A 16,495-nucleotide genomic window follows, 5' to 3' on the forward strand; every position below is an offset into this window, starting at 1 on the left:
CTGGGGTGCCGGGTTGGCTCGGCGGTACGGCTTGGCTGCGCCGTTGGGGGTACCGGCGCGGCTTGTCTGCGGTCTTCGTCGCGCTTCGCCCGCCGGTGCTCGCCACCTCGCGGAACGGCGCGGCTAGTTGCCCATGTTCTTGCAGGTGGGCGGTGGCAGTGGGTTCAGCGGGCTGCACGGCCAGCCCGACGTCTCCGGCGGGGGCGTGGTGGTTGCCGCCGGTGGGGGCGGGGCGGCCGGGTTGGTCGCGGCCGGGGGTGGGGTGGTGGTCCTCTTCTGGGGTTGCTGCGTTGCCGGGGTCGAGCTGGAGCTCGGTGGTTCGCCGGCAGGGGAGGTCGAGCTCTCCGGGGATGAGCTCGGAGTGGAGTTCGGGGTCGATCTGATCCAGGTGGAGGCGGGTGTTCGGTTCGGCGGGGGCGCGTCGGACACGCCGTGGATCGCCATTCCCACCAGCACCCCCAGGAACGCGGACCCGAGCACGGCGGAACCACCCGCGGCCCACAGTGCGCGCACAGAGTCCTCCTTGATGCTCACGGTTGGAATCCAGGCGATTACGCCTCTCGCAGATTACCGGCTGGGCCGGTCGCAGGAGAACGCTCGCCTGGATGCCTTATCGGCTCCTTGATGTCCTCGGTTGAGTGATCGCTGTCACTGATCTGTGATCCGGGCGAGTACCAAACTGGCCCCGGAAAGGCCTGCCACCAGCACGGTTCCGGTCAAATGCCACGTCGGAGCGTCACCCGTGCAGGTGAATACCTCGGTGAAGCGCTCTGAGGAGCAGGTGACGAACGGGACCGAGGAGAGGGCGATGGAGGCGGCCGCCACGCCGCCCAGAAGGGCGGAGCCGAAGGTGCGCATCAGTGGGAACGCGGCGTTGGCCGTGCCTACTGCTGCGATGGCGAAGAGGAGCGGTACGGGTCTGGGGAAGAGGCCCGTCAGGGCGCAGCCGATCATCAGGACACCGAGCACGGCCTGGCCGATCCTCGCCTGCGTCGCCACGGGCAGGACCCTAACAACTCCGTAAGGACTTTTCGGTCCGGTTTCGACCAGTATTTTCGGTATGCCGCAACGTCGAATTCTGGTTCCCGTCGCCGTCGTGCTGGTGGTCGCGCTCGGGGTCGGGTTGTACCTGTTCCAGCCGTGGCGACTGCTGACCGTCCGCGAAACGCACGAAGCGCTGCTCGTGCCCACGTCCACGTCCACCTCTGCGACGACTTCGACGTCTTCCGCGGTCGCGGCGCCCGTCGTGGAATCGCCGAAGGAGGTCGCGGCGGGTGAGTGGCGGTCGCTTGAGCATGCGACCACCGGTAAGGCGAGTCTGATCAAGTTGCCGGGTGGTGCACACTCGGTGCAGTTCGCCGCGCTCAACACCAGTGATGGGCCTGACCTGTACGTTTACCTGTCGCCGCATCCTGCGGGCGCGCCGGAGAAAAGCTTTGGTCAGGGATTTACCAGTCTCGGCAAGTTGAAGGGAAATCGTGGCGACCAGGTCTACGAAATTCCTTCAGGTGTGGATGTGTCGTCCATTCGGAGTGTGGTGATCTGGTGTCAGCGCTTCTCCGCGGGTTTTGCCGTAGCACCGCTGGAACAAGCCTGAAACATCTGATTCGGACCTGCTCTGTTCGCACTATTGACTTTTCTGGTCTAGACCACATAATGTTGACGTAGGACACAACATCGTCCCTTGCCGATGGGCGTGCGGAAGCCCCGTTGGTGAGGAGCACGGCTCACTGGGTGGGCCTTCTGCCGGCGGTGACGCGACTCCAACTCTCCCCGGAGCCGCGTCACCGCCGGTGGCGTTTTAGGCTGGATCGTGCACACCCGGACCGTGGCGATCCACTACGTGCGCGCGGCACTGCGCGCGTGCCCTTCGCCGTCCGAGGTGCTGGCCGGTGCGGGCATTCCGGCGAGTCTGCTCGCGGACGACCGGGCGCGGGTCACGCCCGCCCAGTACACGAAGTTCATCCAGACGCTGTGGGAAGTTCTCGACGACGAGTTCATGGGGTTCGGGCCGCGGCCGTCGAAGCGCGGCACGTTCGCGATGATGTGCCTGCTGGCGGTGCACTGTCCGGACCTCGAGTCGGCGTTGCGGCGCGGGCTCGCGTTCTACGCGTTGTTCGACGAGCCGCTGCACCTGTCGCTCGCGGACGGTCGCTTTTCGCTGGAGGTGCCCGGCGACCCGGATCATTTTCTGACGGAGTCACTGCTCGTGCTGTGGCACCGGTTCTCGTCGTGGCTGATCGGACGCCGGATTCCGTTGCGGGAGGCCGAGTTCGGTTATCCGGAACCGGCGCACGCCGCTGAATACCACCTGATCTTCGGGTGTCCGCTGGCGTTCGGCGCGCCCGCCACCGCGATCTCGTTCGACCCGAGGTTCCTGCGCATGCCGGTGGTGCAGGACGAGGCGGCGCTGCGCCGGTTCCTGCGGCATTCGCCGGCGGAGTTGTTGTCGCGTCGGGACTACGGCGCGGACACGGCCGGGCACGTGCGCCGGTTGCTCGGCAGCGGGGTGAGCGGGCTGGAGGCCGTCGCGGCACGGCTGGGGGTCTCGGCGCCCACGTTGCGGCGGCGGCTGGCCGCCGAGGGGACGTCGTTCCGCGAGGTGCGCGAGCAGCTGTTGCGCGACCAGGCGGTGGCGTCGCTGGTGCGCGGCGGTGAGTCGGTGGAGGAGCTGGCGCTGCGCCTCGGGTTCTCCGAGGCGAGCGCCTTCCACCGGGCCTTCAAGCGGTGGACCGGGTCCTCACCCGGCTCCTACCGCGCCTAGAACCTGTCGCGTTCCCGCAGCGAGGCGGGCGGGCGGAACCGCTCCCCGTAGGTGTCCGCGAGGTAGTCCGCCCGCTCCACGAACGCCTGCACGCCGTAGGAGTTGATGAACTGCAACGTGCCACCGCTCCACGGCGCGAACCCGAACCCGAAGATCGAGCCGATGTTCGCGTCGGCCACGGAGGTCAGCACGCCCTCGTCCAGGCACCGCACGGTCTCCAGCGCCTGCACGAACAGCAGCCGGTCCCGCACGTCCTGCTCGGAGACCCCGGCATCGGCCTTCACGTACCGGGTCGTGAGCTCGGGCCACAGGAACTTCTTGCCGCCCTCCGGGTACTCGTAGAAGCCCGCTCCGCCGGCTTTTCCGGTGCGCCCCAACGACACCAGCTCGCGGATCAGGTCGTAGGCCGGGCTGTCCGACACCAGCGACGGGTCGTCGGCGAGCGTCTGGTCGTGGATCTTCAGCTGCAACGACAGCGTCACCTCGTCCGACACCGCCAGCGGGCCGACCGCCATGCCGGCCTTGCGCGCCACGTTCTCGATCAACGCCGGCGCGACCCCCTCGGACAGCATGGTGATCGCCTCGACCACGTACGTGCCGAACGTCCGCGAGGTGTAGAAGCCGCGCGAGTCGTTGACGACGATGGGCGTCTTGCCGATCTGCCGCACGTAGTCGAGCGCCCGCTGCAACGTCTCCTCGGACGTCCGCGCGCCGCGGATGATCTCGACGAGCCGCATCTTCGGCACCGGCGAGAAGAAGTGCAGGCCGATGAACCGCTCGGCGTCCGGGACCGCCGTGGCGAGCCCGGTGATCGGCAGCGTCGAGGTGTTGGACGCGATCACCGCGTCCGGCAGCGCCTGTGCCTCCGCGGCGGCCAGCACCTTGTTCTTCAGCTCGCGGTTCTCGAACACCGCCTCGATGATCAGGTCGCAGCCCGCGAGGTCGTCGTCGGAGTCGGTCGGGGTGATGCCTTCCAGGCCCCCTGCGCCCTTCTGGGCCGCTTCGAGCGTCACGTCCTTCAGGACCACCTCGATACCGGCCTTCGCGGACACCTCGGCGATTCCAGCGCCCATCATGCCCGCGCCCAGCACGCCCAGCTTGGCCACGCGCTTGCCTGACGACGACGCGCGGCCGTTGACCTCGTTGAGGTTGAACCAGAACGCCGTGATCATGTTCTTGGAGACCTGACCGGAGGCCAGCTCCACGAAGTAGCGTCCCTCGATCTTCAGCGCCGTGTCGAAGTCGACGTAGGCACCCTCGACCGCCGCCGCCATGATCTTCTCCGGCGCCGGGTAGGCACCGTGCGACTTCTTGCGCAGCACGGCAGGAGCCGCACCCAGCAACCCGTAGCTGTTGGGGTCGCCGAACTTCAGGTCCGGCACGCCGGCGCCCTGCACGTCCCACGGCTGCACCGGAGCCGGGTTCGCCAGCACCCACGCGCGGGCCTCGGAGAGCAGTTCCTCGCGCGACGACACCAGCTGGTGCACGATTCCGGCCTGCAGCGCGCGTTCCGGCCGCAGCTGCTTGCCCTCCATGAGCAACGGCAACGCCTTCTGCACGCCCAGCAGCCGCACCATGCGCGTCACGCCACCGCCACCGGGCAGCAGGCCCAGGGTGGCCTCCGGCAGGCCGACGCGGATGCCGTCGTCGTTCAGCACGATCCGGCGGTGCGAGGCCAGCGCGATCTCGAACCCGCCGCCCAGCGCGGAACCGTTGATCGCCGCCACGACCGGCTTGCCCAGCTTCTCCAACCGGCGCAGCTGCGACTTGAGCTCCTCGACGCCCTCCAGCGCCAGGGCCGCGTTCTCCGGCGTGATCGCGATCAGCACGTTCAGGTCGCCGCCGGCGAAGAACGTCTTCTTGGCGGACGTGATGATCACGCCGGTGATGTCGTCGCCTTCGAGCTTCGTGACGGCGTCGCCCATCAGCTCGCGGTACTCGTCGTTCATGACGTTGGCGGAGCCGGACATGTCCATCGTCAGGGTGACGATGCCGTCGGAGTCCTTCTCGTAGTGGAACGGCATCTCAGACCCTCTCGATGATCGTCGCGATACCCATGCCGCCGCCGACGCACAACGTGGCCAGGCCGCGGCGCAGGTCCCGGCGCTCCAGCTCGTCCAGCAGCGTGCCGAGGATCATGCAGCCGGTGGCGCCCAGCGGGTGGCCGAGCGCGATCGCGCCGCCGTTGACGTTGACCTTGTCCTCCGGGATGTCCATGTCCCGCAGGAACTTCAGCACCACTGACGAGAACGCCTCGTTGACCTCGAACAGGTCGATGTCCTCGACCGAGAGCCCGGCCTTGTCCAGCGCCTTGCGCGCGGACGGCGCCGGCCCGGTGAGCATGATCGTCGGTTCGGTGCCGACCACCGCGACGGAGACGATCCGGGCGCGCGGCGTCAGGCCGAGCGCCCTGCCCGCGGCCGCCGACCCGATCAGCATCGCCGCCGCGCCGTCGACGATCTGCGACGAGTTGCCCGGCGTGTGCACGTGGTCGATGCGCTCGACGGTGGGGTAGCGGTCGATCGCCACGGTGTCGTAACCGAGGTCGCCGTGGAACTGGAAGCTGGGCTTCAACCTGCCGAGCGACTCCACAGTGGACTCAGGACGGATCGTCTCGTCCTCCTTGAGCACCACGGTGCCGTTCTGGTCGACGACCGGCACGACCGAGCGTTCGAAGAACCCGTTCTTCTGCGCCTCGAACGCGAGGGCGTGCGACCGCGCGGCCCACGTGTCGACGTCCGTGCGGGAGAAGCCCTCCAGCGTCGCGATCAGGTCGGCCGACACGCCCTGCGGCACGAACGACAGGTCGAAGTTCGTCTGCGGGTCGATCGCCCACGCGCCGCCGTCGGACCCCATCGGCACGCGCGACATCGACTCGACGCCGCCCGCGACCACCAGGTCCTCGAACCCCGAGGCGACCTTGGCGGCGGCCAGGTTCACCGACTCAAGGCCGGACGCGCAGAAGCGGTTGAGCTGCACCCCCGCCGGCCGCTGGTCCCACCCGGCGGCCAGGACGGCGGTGCGGGCGATGTCGCCGCCCTGCTCGCCGAGCGGTGACACCACGCCGAACACGACGTCGTCCACCGCGGAGGTGTCGAGGGAGTTGCGTTCGGACAGCGCGCGCAGCACCCCGGCGGCCAGCGCGACGGGCTTGACGCTGTGCAGCGACCCGCGCTTCCCCTTGCCGCGCGGCGTGCGCACCGCGTCGAAGATCAAGGCTTCGCTCATGGCACCCACGCTAGGACCGCGCGGTGGAGCTGGCCATGACCGTGAAGGGTGACCGATTAGCTCACCCGGAACTCCATCCGTTCCGGGTCTTCGGACTCGACGAACCCGAGCCGCTTGTAAAGGCGCCGCGCGGGCAGGTTGTCCTCCCAGACGCGCAGCCGCACGACCTTCCAGCCTTCCGCTGCCGCCCACGTCAGCACGGCGCTGACCAGGGCTTCTCCCAGTCCGCGGCCGCGGTGCGACTCCCGCACCCACATCGAGTAGAGGTACAGCCCGTCGGGTTCCGCGGTGGCGGCGACCAGGCCGGCGGGATCAGGATCGAGTGCGACGACCTTCAGCCCTTCCGCGGCACGCGCCCGCCACTCGTCCTCACCGAACTCCTGCTCGCGCGCGAGCGCCGACCCGAACTCCTCGGGATCGCTGCCCAGCGCCTCCAGGCGGATGTCGCGCCACAGCCGCCACTCGTCCGGCGTGACCTGGTGGATCTGCATGCCGTGCAGTCTGGACGACCGGGGTGGGATTTTTGCTCACTTTTTCGGGGGACGGCCTGGCGCGCCGGTCATGGCGTGGATCACTGCCCGGTGGTTGTGTGGAACGCATGGCAGAGCGTCGATCGCGGTGGATGGACAGCGACCTGGACCAGTTGCGCGGGCTCGCCCGCACGTTCATGGAGAAGGAGGTCGCGCCGCACCAGGAACGCTTCGCCGAGCAGAAGCAGGTCGACCGGGACCTGTGGCGCAAGGCCGGCGACCTCGGCCTGCTGTGCCTGAGCATCCCCGAGGAGTACGGAGGCGGCGGCGGCACGTTCGCGCACGAGGCCGTGCTGCTCGAAGAACAGGCGCGCGCCGGTGACAGCGCCTGGGGCAACAGCGTGCACAGCGGGATCGTCGCCCACTACCTCAACTCCTACGGTTCGCAGGAGCAGAAGCGGCGCTGGCTGCCCAAGCTCGCGTCCGGCGAGTACGTCGGCGCGATCGCGATGACCGAACCCGGTGCGGGCTCCGACCTCCAGGGCATCCGCACGAAGGCGATCCGCGAGGGCGACGATTACGTCGTCAACGGCTCGAAGACGTTCATCACGAACGGCGTGCAGGCCGACCTCGTGATCGTGGTCGCGAAGACCGACCCGGCGCAGGGCGCGCAGGGCATCTCGCTGATCGTGGTGGAGAACGGCATCCGGCGCGGCCGCGTGCTCGACAAGGCCGGCATGAAGGGCCAGGACACCGCCGAGCTGTTCTTCGACGACGTGCGCGTGCCCGTCGCGAACCTGCTGGGCGAGCAGGAGGGCCTCGGGTTCGTCCAGCTCATGCAGCAGCTGCCGCAGGAACGCCTGATCATCGGCGTCTGCTGCGTCGCGGGCATCGAGGCCGCCGTCGACGTGACGCTGAAGTACGTGAAGGAGCGCACGGCGTTCGGCAAGGAGCTGATCAAGTTCCAGAACACCAGGTTCAAACTCGCCGAGTGCGCCACCGAGGCGGCCGTGACCAGGGCGTTCATCGACGAGTGCATCGAGAAGCACCTGCGCGGCGAACTGGACGTGCCGACCGCGGCGATGGCGAAGTGGTGGGCCAGCGACCGGCTCGGCAAGGTCGTCGACGAGTGCGTGCAGCTCTTCGGCGGCTACGGCTACATGAACGAGTACCCGATCGCACGTGCCTGGTCCGACGCCCGCGTGCAGCGGATCTTCGGCGGCACGAACGAGATCATGAAGGAAATCATCGCGAGGTCCCTGTGAGTGGGCCTCTCGCGGGACTTCGCGTCGTCGAGCTCGCCGGCCTCGCGCCCGCGCCGTTCGGCTGCATGGTGCTCGCCGACCTCGGCGCGGAGGTGATCCAGGTGCACAAACCGGGGAGCCGCCCGACGGTCCCCGGCGACTTCCTGACCCGCAACCGGCGCTCGGTCGCGATCGACACCCGCAGGCCCGAGGGCGCCGAGCTGGTGCTGCGGCTGGTCGAACGCTCGGACGTGCTGGTGGAGGGCTTCCGGCCGGGCGTCACCGAACGGCTGGGCATCGGTCCGGCGCAGTGCCTCGCGCGCAACCCGCGCCTCATCTACGGGCGCATGACCGGCTGGGGTCAGGACGGGCCGCTGTCCGACCGGGCCGGGCACGACATCAACTACATCGCCGTCGCGGGCGCGCTGGAGCCGCTCGGACGCGCCGGTGGCCCACCGTCGTTCCCGATCAACCTGCTCGGCGACTTCGGCGGGGGAGGGCTGCTGCTGGCCGTCGGCGTGCTCGCCGCACTGTACGAACGGGAGCGTTCCGGGCGCGGCCAGGTCGTCGACGCGGCGATGGTCGACGGGGCGGCGCTGCTCACGACGTTCCTGCACGGGATGCGGTCCGCGGGCATGTGGCAGGGCGGCCGCGGGGAGAACCTGCTCGACGGCGGCGTGCCGTTCTACGACATCTATGAGGCCGCGGACGGGAAGTACGTGGCCGTCGGGGCGTTGGAGGAGAGGTTCTACGCCGACCTCGTGCGCGTGCTGGGCCTGGCGGACGCGCCGTCGCGCGACGACCCGGCGAACTGGCCTGAGCTGCGGGAACGCATCGCGGCGGCGGTGAAGACCCGTTCCAGGGACGAGTGGGCCGACCTCGCGCGGGACACCGACGCGTGCCTGGCACCCGTGCTGACGCCCGAGGAGGCGACGCGGCATCCGTACAACGCGGCGCGGGCCACGTTCGTGGACGTCTCCGGCGCCCAGCACCCGGCGCCGGCGCCCCGCTTCGACCGCACCCCGACGTCGGTTCCGACGGCTCCGGTTTCGACCGGCGCGAACACCGGGGAAGTGCTTGCCGACATGGGTGTGGCGGATGCCCAAATTATGGAACTGCGTCGGTCAGGAGTTATTGGATGAATGCCTGGGTGCGCATTAATAAGGACACGACGGGGTGACAGAGCGTGATGCCGGGTGGTCGGCATCCGGGTGAGGCCCGGTGCAACAGTGTCTGGTCCAAGCTGTGGGATGCGAGGGTGTCCGTGTTCACCTCGTGCCCAGGACATCGGCGCTGCACATCGCCCTCTTTAGCCGCCATTCGGGTGACATTCCCCGTCGCGCAGGCGTGCGTGGCTGGTGGATCCTGACCCCAGTTGGGCGTGGTCGTTGTTCATCGCACGGGTGAATGAGGGACCATGTCGAGTGACACGGGCGGTCCGCCGCCCCACCTGTGACCGACATGGACGGAGAGGTACCTGTGAACCTCAAGAAGGTGCTAGTGCTGGCGGGCGTCGCGCTGGTGCTGTTCCTCCTGATCACCCGGCCCCAGGAGTCCGCTGCCGCGGTCCAGACGGTGCTCGGCTGGCTGCGGCAGGGCGCGGAGTCGATCATCACCTTCATCAGGAGCCTCTTCGGGACGGCCACCCCGATCAGCTAGTGACAGCGGGTGATCCTCGGCCATTCGCGTTGAGCCGGATGGGTGGAATGAGGCCAATCACGCACTGGTAACGGGTGTTCTGGGGATTCAGGGTCTGGCGATTGTCAGACCTACCGAATACCTTCCGCTGCAATGGCCGATCCCCGACCGACGAGGAGGCATGGATGGTCGAGGACTCCGGGGTCCACGAGCTGTTGAAGCAGTGGGCGGCTGAACGGTCTGATGACGCAGAGATGCAGGAGGTGAACCGGATCAAGAACGCGTGGCTCGCGGAGGCTCCCCCCTCGGCGCCCGGCATCCCCGTGCAGCGGGGAGGCAACAAGGGCGGGTCGCGTGGCTTGGTCAAGGTCGACTCGGCGGATCCGGCCTACGTGGCCGCGATGCGCAAGCGGGCGCCGGAGGCACCCGAGGCACTGCTCGCCGCCGCGGCGAGCTACTGGCAGCTGGTGGGCGACGTCGCCGAGGCCGAGCAGTGGTGGGACGCGGGCATCAGCCCGTTGGACCAGCGCGCGCTCGACTACCGCGCGGCTGGGCTCACGCCTGCCGACCTCGGACGGCGCTTGGGTCCGATGACGGTTCTCCAGCACCTTCGCCGCGGTTCCGCCGCTGCCTGGTGCGTCGCACGTCTGCAGAGGCAGCGCCGGGACGGCGTGGCGTAGTAGGAACGGGGCTCCACGATTGGGGCCCCCTTGTTCGCGGAAATCGCTCACCTCGATCGTTCCGCGTGTCTTGTGGGGGCCGAGCCCTCACACCCCAGCCGGGGGCGAGCCCCCGGACCCCCAACCGGGTCGGCCTCCTTGTCGGAGGCCTCACCCAAGTAGTCTTGAGGTCGTGCGCGGCCTCCTCACCCCCCAGCGAATCTTGATCGGGCTCGGTTGCCTGGTCGCTCTGATCGCCTGTTGCGGGCTCGCGTACTGGCAGTGGCAGCGCTTCGAGTCCGCCAGCGGCACGTTCCAGAACCTCGGTTACGTGCTCCAGTGGCCGCTCTTCGGCCTCTTCCCGGCCTTCATGGTGTGGCGCTTCCGCCGCTTGGCGCGCCAGCGCCGTGACGAGCCTCTCTCCGCACCGGAGCCGGTTGGACCCGCCGCGACGCCGGTGACTACCGTTGACGCCGTCAAACCCGCGCCTGTCGAGCAGTTCGACGACGAAGAAGACGCGGAGCTCGCGGCCTACAACCGCATGCTCGCGGACCTCAACGCGCGGGACGGTCGCTGAACGAAGGCGGGCAGATGAAGGGTGCGTTGACCCGGTTCCGGGTCATGGCTTACGTGGTCGGTGTCTTCCTGCTGCTGTTGTGCGTGGCGATGGTGCTCAAGTACGCCGCGGACATGGGCCAGTTCATGAAGGTCGTCGGCCCGATCCACGGCTTCCTCTACGCCATCTACCTGGTGATTTCCGTCGACCTGGCGCTGAAGCTGCGCTGGTCGATGAAGGGCACCGCCCTCGTGCTGCTCGCCGGGACGATCCCGTTCCTGTCGTTCTGGGCGGAGCGCAAGGTGGTCGAGAAGACGGCGCAGGGCGTGCCGCTGTGACGTTTGGCCTGCTAGCGTCTGGGGCTACCAACTGAACACGGCCGTCGATGTCGCGCGGGAGAGCTCCGTTGAGTCGGAGCGCCGAAGGAGCAACTCCTCCCCGGAATCTCTCAGGCACAGATACCGCACGACGAAGGCAACTCTGGAAAGCAGGCCCATCGGCCTCGCCCACGGTGCAAGCCACTCCGGTGGCGAAGCTCTCAGGCTCATGACAGAGGGGGAGGCTCGCTCAGATGAGGAGTCTCTGATGGACCGTGTCATTCTTCTGTTGCCTCAGCCGGCCCCGTCCGGCTCTTCGGCGCACCCTGGAGGAGCGTTCTGATGTCCCGCCTCACGCCTCTGAACGCCGAGCACGAGCAGCTCGGCGCGATGTTCACCGACTTCGCGGGCTGGCGGATGCCGCTGCGCTACTCCAGCGAGCTCGCTGAGCACCACGCCGTGCGCACCACCGCCGGCCTGTTCGACCTCACGCACATGGGTGAGATCGTGCTGACCGGACCGCAGGCGGGCGAGGCGCTCGACCACGCGCTGGTCGGCCACATCTCGGCGCTCGCGGTCGGCAAGGCGCGCTACACGATGATCACGCAGGCCGACGGCGGTGTGATCGACGACCTGATCGTGTACCGGTTGGGCGACGAGGAGTTCATGGTCGTCGCGAACGCCTCGAACGCCCAGGTGGTCGCCGACGCCCTCGTCGAGCGCGCGGCCGGGTTCGACACCGTTGTGACGGACAAGTCCACCGACTACGCGTTGATCGCGATCCAGGGTCCGAAGTCCGTGGAGATCCTTTCCGGACTGACCGACACCGACCTCTCGACGGTCAAGTACTACGCGTCCTACCCGTCGAAGGTCGCGGGCGTCGACGCGCTGCTGGCCCGCACGGGTTACACGGGCGAGGAGGGCTTCGAGCTGTTCCTCGCGCCCGCCGACGCCGCCGCCGTCTGGAACGCGCTGCTGTCCGCGGGCGAGGCGCACGAGCTCAGGCCGTGCGGGCTCGGCTGCCGCGACACGTTGCGCCTCGAAGCCGGAATGCCCTTGTACGGCAACGAGTTGACCACGTCGCTGACCCCGTACCACGCGAACCTCGGCCGCGTCGTGAAGCTCGACAAGCCGGGCGACTTCGTGGGCCGCGACGCGCTGACCAAGGTCGCGGAGTCCGGTGTGGACTCGGTCCTGGTCGGGCTGAAGACGCCGGAGCGCCGCGCCCCGCGGCACGGTTACGCGGTGCTGAACGGCGACGAGGTGGTCGGCGAGGTCACCTCGGGTGCCCTGTCCCCGACGCTCGGCTACTCGGTCGCCATGGCCTACGTGACGAAGGACAGTGCCGAGCCCGGCACCCAACTGCTGGTGGACGTCCGCGGCAAGAAGCAGCCGGTCGAGGTCGTCGCACTTCCGTTCTACAAGCGCGCCAAGTAGGGAGTTCTTCCAGATGTCCGACCAGTTCAACGCCTCCCTCGCGGAGTACGACCCCGAGGTCGCCGAGGCCGTTGCGGCCGAGCTGGCGCGCCAGCAGGGCACCCTCGAGATGATCGCCTCGGAGAACTTCACCCCGGTCTCGGTGCTGCAGGCCCAGGGCTCGGTGCTGACCAACAAGTACGCCGAGGGCTACCCCGGCCGCCGCTACTACGGCGGTTGCGAGCACGTCGACGTCGTGGAGCGCCTCGCCATCGAGCGCATCAAGTCGTTGTTCGGCGCGGGTTTCGCCAACGTGCAGCCGCACTCGGGCGCCCAGGCCAACGCCGCCGCGATGTTCGCCCTGCTCCAGCCGGGTGACACGATCCTGGGCCTGGACCTCGCGCACGGCGGTCACCTGACCCACGGCATGCGCATCAACTTCTCCGGCAAGCTCTACAACGTCGTGCCGTACCACGTGTCCGACTCGGACGGCCGCGTCGACATGGCCGAGGTCGAGCGCCTCGCCCAGGAGTACCGCCCGAAGCTGATCGTCGCCGGCTGGTCCGCGTACCCGCGCCAGCTGGACTTCGCCGAGTTCCGCCGCATCGCCGACTCGGTCGAGGCCTACCTGATGGTCGACATGGCCCACTTCGCCGGCCTGGTGGCCGCGGGCCTGCACCCGTCGCCCGTCCCGCACGCGCACGTCACGACGACCACGACGCACAAGACCCTCGGCGGTCCGCGCGGCGGCGTGATCCTGTCGAACGACGCCGACATCGCCAAGAAGATCAACTCGGCGGTGTTCCCCGGTCAGCAGGGCGGTCCGCTGGAGCACGTGATCGCCGCCAAGGCCGTGGCGTTCAAGCACGCCGCGTCGCCGGAGTTCGCCGACCGCCAGCGCCGCACGCTGGAGGGCTCGAAGATCCTCGCCGACCGCCTGTCCCAGCCGGACGTGGCGGCCGCGGGCGTGAAGGTCCTGACCGGCGGCACCGACGTCCACCTGGTCCTCGTCGACCTGGTGAACTCGGAGCTCGACGGCAAGCAGGCGGAGGACGTCCTGCACCGGATCGGCATCACGGTCAACCGCAACGCCGTCCCGAACGACCCGCGCCCGCCGATGGTCACCTCGGGCCTGCGCATTGGCACGCCCGCGCTGGCCACGCGCGGCTTCGGCGAGGTGGACTTCACCGAGGTCGCCGACGTGATCGCGGAGGCGTTGAAGCCGGGTGCGGCGATCGACGAGCTGCGCGCCCGCGTCGAGGTGCTGGCGGCGAAGCACCCGCTCTACTCGACGCTCTGACCCGGTTGACGTGAAAAGGGGGCCTGCGGGCCCCCTTTTTCGCTGCTCAGGGCACTGTCAGACCTGCTGAGTAAGGTGAGTTGCGAGGGGTTTCCCGGCAAGGGGGACCCCCTGCGCGAGCGCGGCCGGGCGGCCCGCTTCCACCGTCCACACCTGACCGGTGCGGTGATCATCGAGCACTGTCTGCGCCGCCACGGCGACCTCGTCCGGTGACGCCAGCGCCAGTCCCGCGGCCACGAGTTCCGAGCGGTACGCCGCCACCGCCCTCGTGTCGACCAAGCCGGGACACAGCGCGTTGATCCGGAAGCCGGGCCCGGTCTGCGCCACGGACCGCACCAACCCGATCTGGGCGTGCTTCGCCGTCCCGTAGTACACGTCGGGTGAGCCGGTCAGCCCGGCGATGCTCGCCATCACCAGCACCGAGCCGCCGCTCATCACCTTCGCGCACGCGGCCACGCCGTAGACGGTGGCGTCGAGGTTGACCCGCATGGTGTCGCGATAACCCGAGACGCTGAAGGCGCGCGGCCCGGCCACGCCCGCGTTGAACACCGCGAGACCGAGCCCTCCGAACCGGTCGACCGCGGTCGCGACGGCGTTCTCGTTGGCCTCGAAGGAACGCACGTCCGTGAGCACGAAGTGGCTGCCGCGTTCACCATCAGGATCGACGTCGGCGACCACCACCTCGTCACCCCTGGCGATCAACCGTCGCACGATCGCCGCGCCGATGCCGTGCGCGCCACCGGTGACGAGCGCGATCATGTCGCCGGTGTGACGTGCAGGCCGTTGATGCGCAGACCGGCCCGGCGCATCACGAACCGGGCGTAGAGCCGTTGCACCACAACCAGAAGCACGAGCAGGACGACGAGCAACGCGTCGTCGAGCACGGGTACGAGGTCGATCGGCAACGTCAGCGCCATGACGACCCGGACCGCCGTGTCCGCCAGGAACATCACGCCCCAGATCGCCGTGATGCCGCGCAGAACACGTTGCAGCGCCGGGTACCTCTCCCAGTTCTCCGCCAGCGTCCGTTGCCTGTCCGGTGACAGCACCTGGTTCGCGAGCGAGTAGACCAGCGGCTTCTTGGTGAGCCACAGGCTGCCGAGCAGCAGCAGCCCGAACGCCGCGGTGCCCCAAGCGGCGCGCACCAGCAGCACGCGCGGCTCACCGGTGACGAACGACATCGCGAAGCCCAGTGCCACTGCGGCGAGCACGAACGCGTTCATGCCGTTGATCCGCCGTTCGGTGATCACGGACTGCACCACGCGCAACGCGGGTACGACGCCGCTCAGCACGAGGGCCGTCGTCTGGTCGACGCCGAGTGCACGGGCGCCGTAGTAGACACCGGTCGGTACGAGCAGATCTACGGCGATTTTCTTGAGCACGGTTCCCCCTGCCGTACTGCGAGGTCGATCGCGGTGACCACCTCGCTGGTGTAGGTGTCCAGGTCCACATCGGACCCGTCGCGCACGCGTTGCGCGGCCGCGTCGACGGCGGCGCGGATCAGCACCGCCATCGAGCGGGTGTCGAACTCGCGGAACTCCCCGGCGTCCTGGCCGGCCGCGAGCAGCCCGGCGAGGTCGGTGACGCTGAAATCCTGACTGGTGGTGCTCGTGTGCGGGGCGCCCTCGTCCGTGCGCAGGTGCGGGCCGATCGCGGTGAGCGCCGCGATCTCCTTCGGGTGCTCGCGCAGGTACCGCAGGTTCGACTCCAGGTACGCGCGGAGCTTCCCGCTCCACGTCTCCTGCGCGGCCATCGCCGGTGCCATGACCTGTGCCGCCGCCGTGAAGACGTCGATCACCACCTGTTTGAGCAGGTCGTTCTTGTCCGCGAAGTGGTAGGAGATCAGCCGCGGGCTGCTCAGCCCGGCACGTTCGGTGATCCGGGCGAACGTCGCCGCGTCGTAGCCCAGCTCGGCGATCGTCTCGATCGTCGCCCGCACGATCTGCGCCCGTCGCGCGGCCGTCTTGGCCGTGTACCCCACCGAACCCCCTCAGATTTATCCAGCTGAATAAAAACGTACCACGACCTCGCGAAAACGGCGAGGGCCCGCCACCACGGGCGGGCCCTCGCCGAGAGCGGAAACGACGGCAACCCCCGGCCCCTTCCCCAGGGCCGGGGGTCTGACCGTTCAGGGTGTGATGTGTCTCAGATGGACCGTCCTAACGGGATGATTCGGGGGGTTACGCGGCGGGAGCCGTCACACCAGGAGGCAGGCATTCCACGTTGCGCTTGCCGTTGGGCTGGATCACGAACCAGGTGCCACCAACGCCCTGGCCCTTCCACTTGCCCGGGCCCGGGTCCTGCGAGTACGTGTAGAGCGGCCAGTTGCCCAGCGCGACCTGCTTCTTGCCGTCCGCACGGGTGATCAGCTTCACCAGGGAGGGGTCGATGCCCTCGAGCTGCGGGACGGTGTCGGACAGGAACGGCGGCCACGTGACGGCGCACTGGTTGTTGCAGTTCGACTTCGTGTCCGGCGTCGGGGTGTCCTTGTCGAAGCGGTAGATCGTGCGGCCGTCGCCGTCCTGGACGACCATGCCCATCTTGTCGACCGACTTGCCGACCAGCTTCAACGAGCTGACCGGGGCGGCCGCTGGCGGCTGCGCTGCGGGCGGTTGCGCTGCAGGCTGGGCGGCCGGAGTCTCCGGAGCCGCCTGCTGCTGGGTTTCCGTGGCCGGGGCCTGAGCAGGCTCCTGGAGTACCGGGGGCGCGCCAACGTCGCCGTAGTCACCGAGGACGCCCAGGTCGGTTTCGGTCTGTGCCACCGGCTTCGAGTTCGTGCCACTTCCCGTGGCGCTCCAGACACCCAGACCCAGCACAACTGCCAGTCCCGCGGCGAGCCCGATGGCAATGCGGTTACGTCGGATCACACTCATGTCCTCCTTGTCCGTCGTTCGCTCTATCGA

The 16,495-nt window shown here is 68.8% G+C and carries 19 protein-coding genes and 2 riboswitches; of the genes, 10 read left to right on the forward strand and 9 right to left on the reverse strand.

Annotation, left to right across the window (positions count from 1 at the left end):
• Positions 1-123: 123 nt before the first annotated feature.
• Both ACWEIJ_RS18540 and ACWEIJ_RS18545 read right to left on the reverse strand, forming a co-directional pair.
• Positions 124-513, reverse strand: coding sequence for a hypothetical protein (locus tag ACWEIJ_RS18540; RefSeq protein ID WP_449838392.1), 390 nt, complete (start codon positions 511-513; stop codon positions 124-126).
• Between the two features lie 135 nt (positions 514-648).
• The gene (locus ACWEIJ_RS18545; RefSeq protein WP_449838393.1) at positions 649-999 is read right to left on the reverse strand and encodes a hypothetical protein; all 351 of its coding nucleotides are present in this window, start codon (positions 997-999) and stop codon (positions 649-651) included.
• A 61-nt stretch (positions 1,000-1,060) separates the two neighbouring features.
• Here ACWEIJ_RS18545 and ACWEIJ_RS18550 point away from each other — a divergent pair, with 61 nt between their 5' ends.
• Positions 1,061-1,597 carry a DM13 domain-containing protein gene (locus ACWEIJ_RS18550; protein WP_449838394.1) on the forward strand — a complete coding sequence of 179 codons (537 nt, stop codon included), beginning with the start codon at positions 1,061-1,063 and terminating at the stop codon, positions 1,595-1,597.
• Positions 1,598-1,813: 216 nt separating this feature from the next.
• The gene (locus ACWEIJ_RS18555) at positions 1,814-2,764 is read left to right on the forward strand and encodes an AraC family transcriptional regulator (RefSeq protein ID WP_449838395.1); all 951 of its coding nucleotides are present in this window, start codon (positions 1,814-1,816) and stop codon (positions 2,762-2,764) included.
• Here the strand turns inward: ACWEIJ_RS18555 and ACWEIJ_RS18560 are convergent.
• From ACWEIJ_RS18560 to ACWEIJ_RS18570, 3 genes are read right to left on the reverse strand one after another with little or no spacing between them, the layout of a single operon-like run.
• Entirely contained in the window at positions 2,761-4,788 is a 2,028-nt protein-coding gene (locus tag ACWEIJ_RS18560) for a 3-hydroxyacyl-CoA dehydrogenase NAD-binding domain-containing protein (RefSeq protein WP_449838396.1), read from the reverse strand. The two genes, ACWEIJ_RS18555 and ACWEIJ_RS18560, sit on opposite strands and share 4 nt — an antisense overlap.
• 1 nt (position 4,789) lies before the next feature.
• Positions 4,790-5,992: an acetyl-CoA C-acetyltransferase gene (locus ACWEIJ_RS18565; protein WP_449838397.1), complete on the reverse strand. Its 1,203-nt coding sequence runs from the start codon at positions 5,990-5,992 to the stop codon at positions 4,790-4,792.
• A 56-nt stretch (positions 5,993-6,048) separates the two neighbouring features.
• Positions 6,049-6,483, reverse strand: a complete 435-nt coding sequence (locus ACWEIJ_RS18570) for a GNAT family N-acetyltransferase (RefSeq protein WP_449838398.1) — start codon at positions 6,481-6,483, stop codon at positions 6,049-6,051.
• Positions 6,484-6,590: 107 nt separating this feature from the next.
• Between ACWEIJ_RS18570 and ACWEIJ_RS18575 the strand changes: the two genes are divergently transcribed.
• The 8 genes from ACWEIJ_RS18575 to glyA all read left to right on the forward strand — a co-directional run bounded on the left by ACWEIJ_RS18575 (position 6,591) and on the right by glyA (position 13,592).
• Positions 6,591-7,727, forward strand: a complete 1,137-nt coding sequence (locus ACWEIJ_RS18575) for an acyl-CoA dehydrogenase family protein (RefSeq protein ID WP_449838399.1) — start codon at positions 6,591-6,593, stop codon at positions 7,725-7,727.
• The gene (locus ACWEIJ_RS18580) at positions 7,724-8,848 is read left to right on the forward strand and encodes a CaiB/BaiF CoA transferase family protein (RefSeq protein WP_449838400.1); all 1,125 of its coding nucleotides are present in this window, start codon (positions 7,724-7,726) and stop codon (positions 8,846-8,848) included. The genes ACWEIJ_RS18575 and ACWEIJ_RS18580 overlap by 4 nt, the downstream gene beginning before the upstream one ends.
• A gap of 319 nt (positions 8,849-9,167) precedes the next feature.
• Positions 9,168-9,365: a hypothetical protein gene (locus tag ACWEIJ_RS18585; protein WP_355435848.1), complete on the forward strand. Its 198-nt coding sequence runs from the start codon at positions 9,168-9,170 to the stop codon at positions 9,363-9,365.
• 164 nt (positions 9,366-9,529) lie between these two features.
• Positions 9,530-10,024, forward strand: coding sequence for a helix-turn-helix transcriptional regulator (locus ACWEIJ_RS18590; RefSeq protein WP_355435851.1), 495 nt, complete (start codon positions 9,530-9,532; stop codon positions 10,022-10,024).
• 172 nt (positions 10,025-10,196) lie between these two features.
• Complete coding sequence (locus ACWEIJ_RS18595; protein ID WP_449838401.1) at positions 10,197-10,580, forward strand: hypothetical protein; 384 nt, start codon at positions 10,197-10,199, stop codon at positions 10,578-10,580.
• A gap of 14 nt (positions 10,581-10,594) precedes the next feature.
• Positions 10,595-10,897: a DUF3817 domain-containing protein gene (locus ACWEIJ_RS18600; protein ID WP_449838402.1), complete on the forward strand. Its 303-nt coding sequence runs from the start codon at positions 10,595-10,597 to the stop codon at positions 10,895-10,897.
• A 45-nt stretch (positions 10,898-10,942) separates the two neighbouring features.
• A riboswitch (glycine riboswitch) is annotated at positions 10,943-11,033 on the forward strand.
• 1 nt (position 11,034) lies between these two features.
• Positions 11,035-11,119: riboswitch (glycine riboswitch) on the forward strand.
• A gap of 99 nt (positions 11,120-11,218) precedes the next feature.
• Positions 11,219-12,313 carry a glycine cleavage system aminomethyltransferase GcvT gene (gcvT, locus tag ACWEIJ_RS18605; RefSeq protein ID WP_449838403.1) on the forward strand — a complete coding sequence of 365 codons (1,095 nt, stop codon included), beginning with the start codon at positions 11,219-11,221 and terminating at the stop codon, positions 12,311-12,313.
• Positions 12,314-12,326: 13 nt separating this feature from the next.
• On the forward strand, positions 12,327-13,592 hold the full coding sequence (glyA, locus tag ACWEIJ_RS18610; RefSeq protein ID WP_449838404.1) for a serine hydroxymethyltransferase: 1,266 nt from the start codon (positions 12,327-12,329) through the stop codon (positions 13,590-13,592).
• A 57-nt stretch (positions 13,593-13,649) separates the two neighbouring features.
• Here glyA and ACWEIJ_RS18615 read toward each other — a convergent pair whose 3' ends face one another.
• The 4 genes from ACWEIJ_RS18615 to ACWEIJ_RS18630 form a co-directional block, all read right to left on the reverse strand.
• Complete coding sequence (locus ACWEIJ_RS18615) at positions 13,650-14,351, reverse strand: SDR family NAD(P)-dependent oxidoreductase (RefSeq protein WP_449838405.1); 702 nt, start codon at positions 14,349-14,351, stop codon at positions 13,650-13,652.
• A complete protein-coding gene (locus ACWEIJ_RS18620; protein ID WP_449838406.1) occupies positions 14,348-14,974 on the reverse strand; it encodes a VC0807 family protein in 627 nt (208 codons plus the stop codon). The genes ACWEIJ_RS18615 and ACWEIJ_RS18620 overlap by 4 nt, the downstream gene beginning before the upstream one ends.
• Entirely contained in the window at positions 14,953-15,573 is a 621-nt protein-coding gene (locus ACWEIJ_RS18625) for a TetR/AcrR family transcriptional regulator (RefSeq protein WP_449838407.1), read from the reverse strand. The genes ACWEIJ_RS18620 and ACWEIJ_RS18625 overlap by 22 nt, the downstream gene beginning before the upstream one ends.
• A gap of 199 nt (positions 15,574-15,772) precedes the next feature.
• On the reverse strand, positions 15,773-16,459 hold the full coding sequence (locus ACWEIJ_RS18630; RefSeq protein WP_449838408.1) for a COG4315 family predicted lipoprotein: 687 nt from the start codon (positions 16,457-16,459) through the stop codon (positions 15,773-15,775).
• Positions 16,460-16,495 lie beyond the last annotated feature (36 nt).

Source organism: Lentzea sp. NPDC004789 (assembly GCF_053601075.1).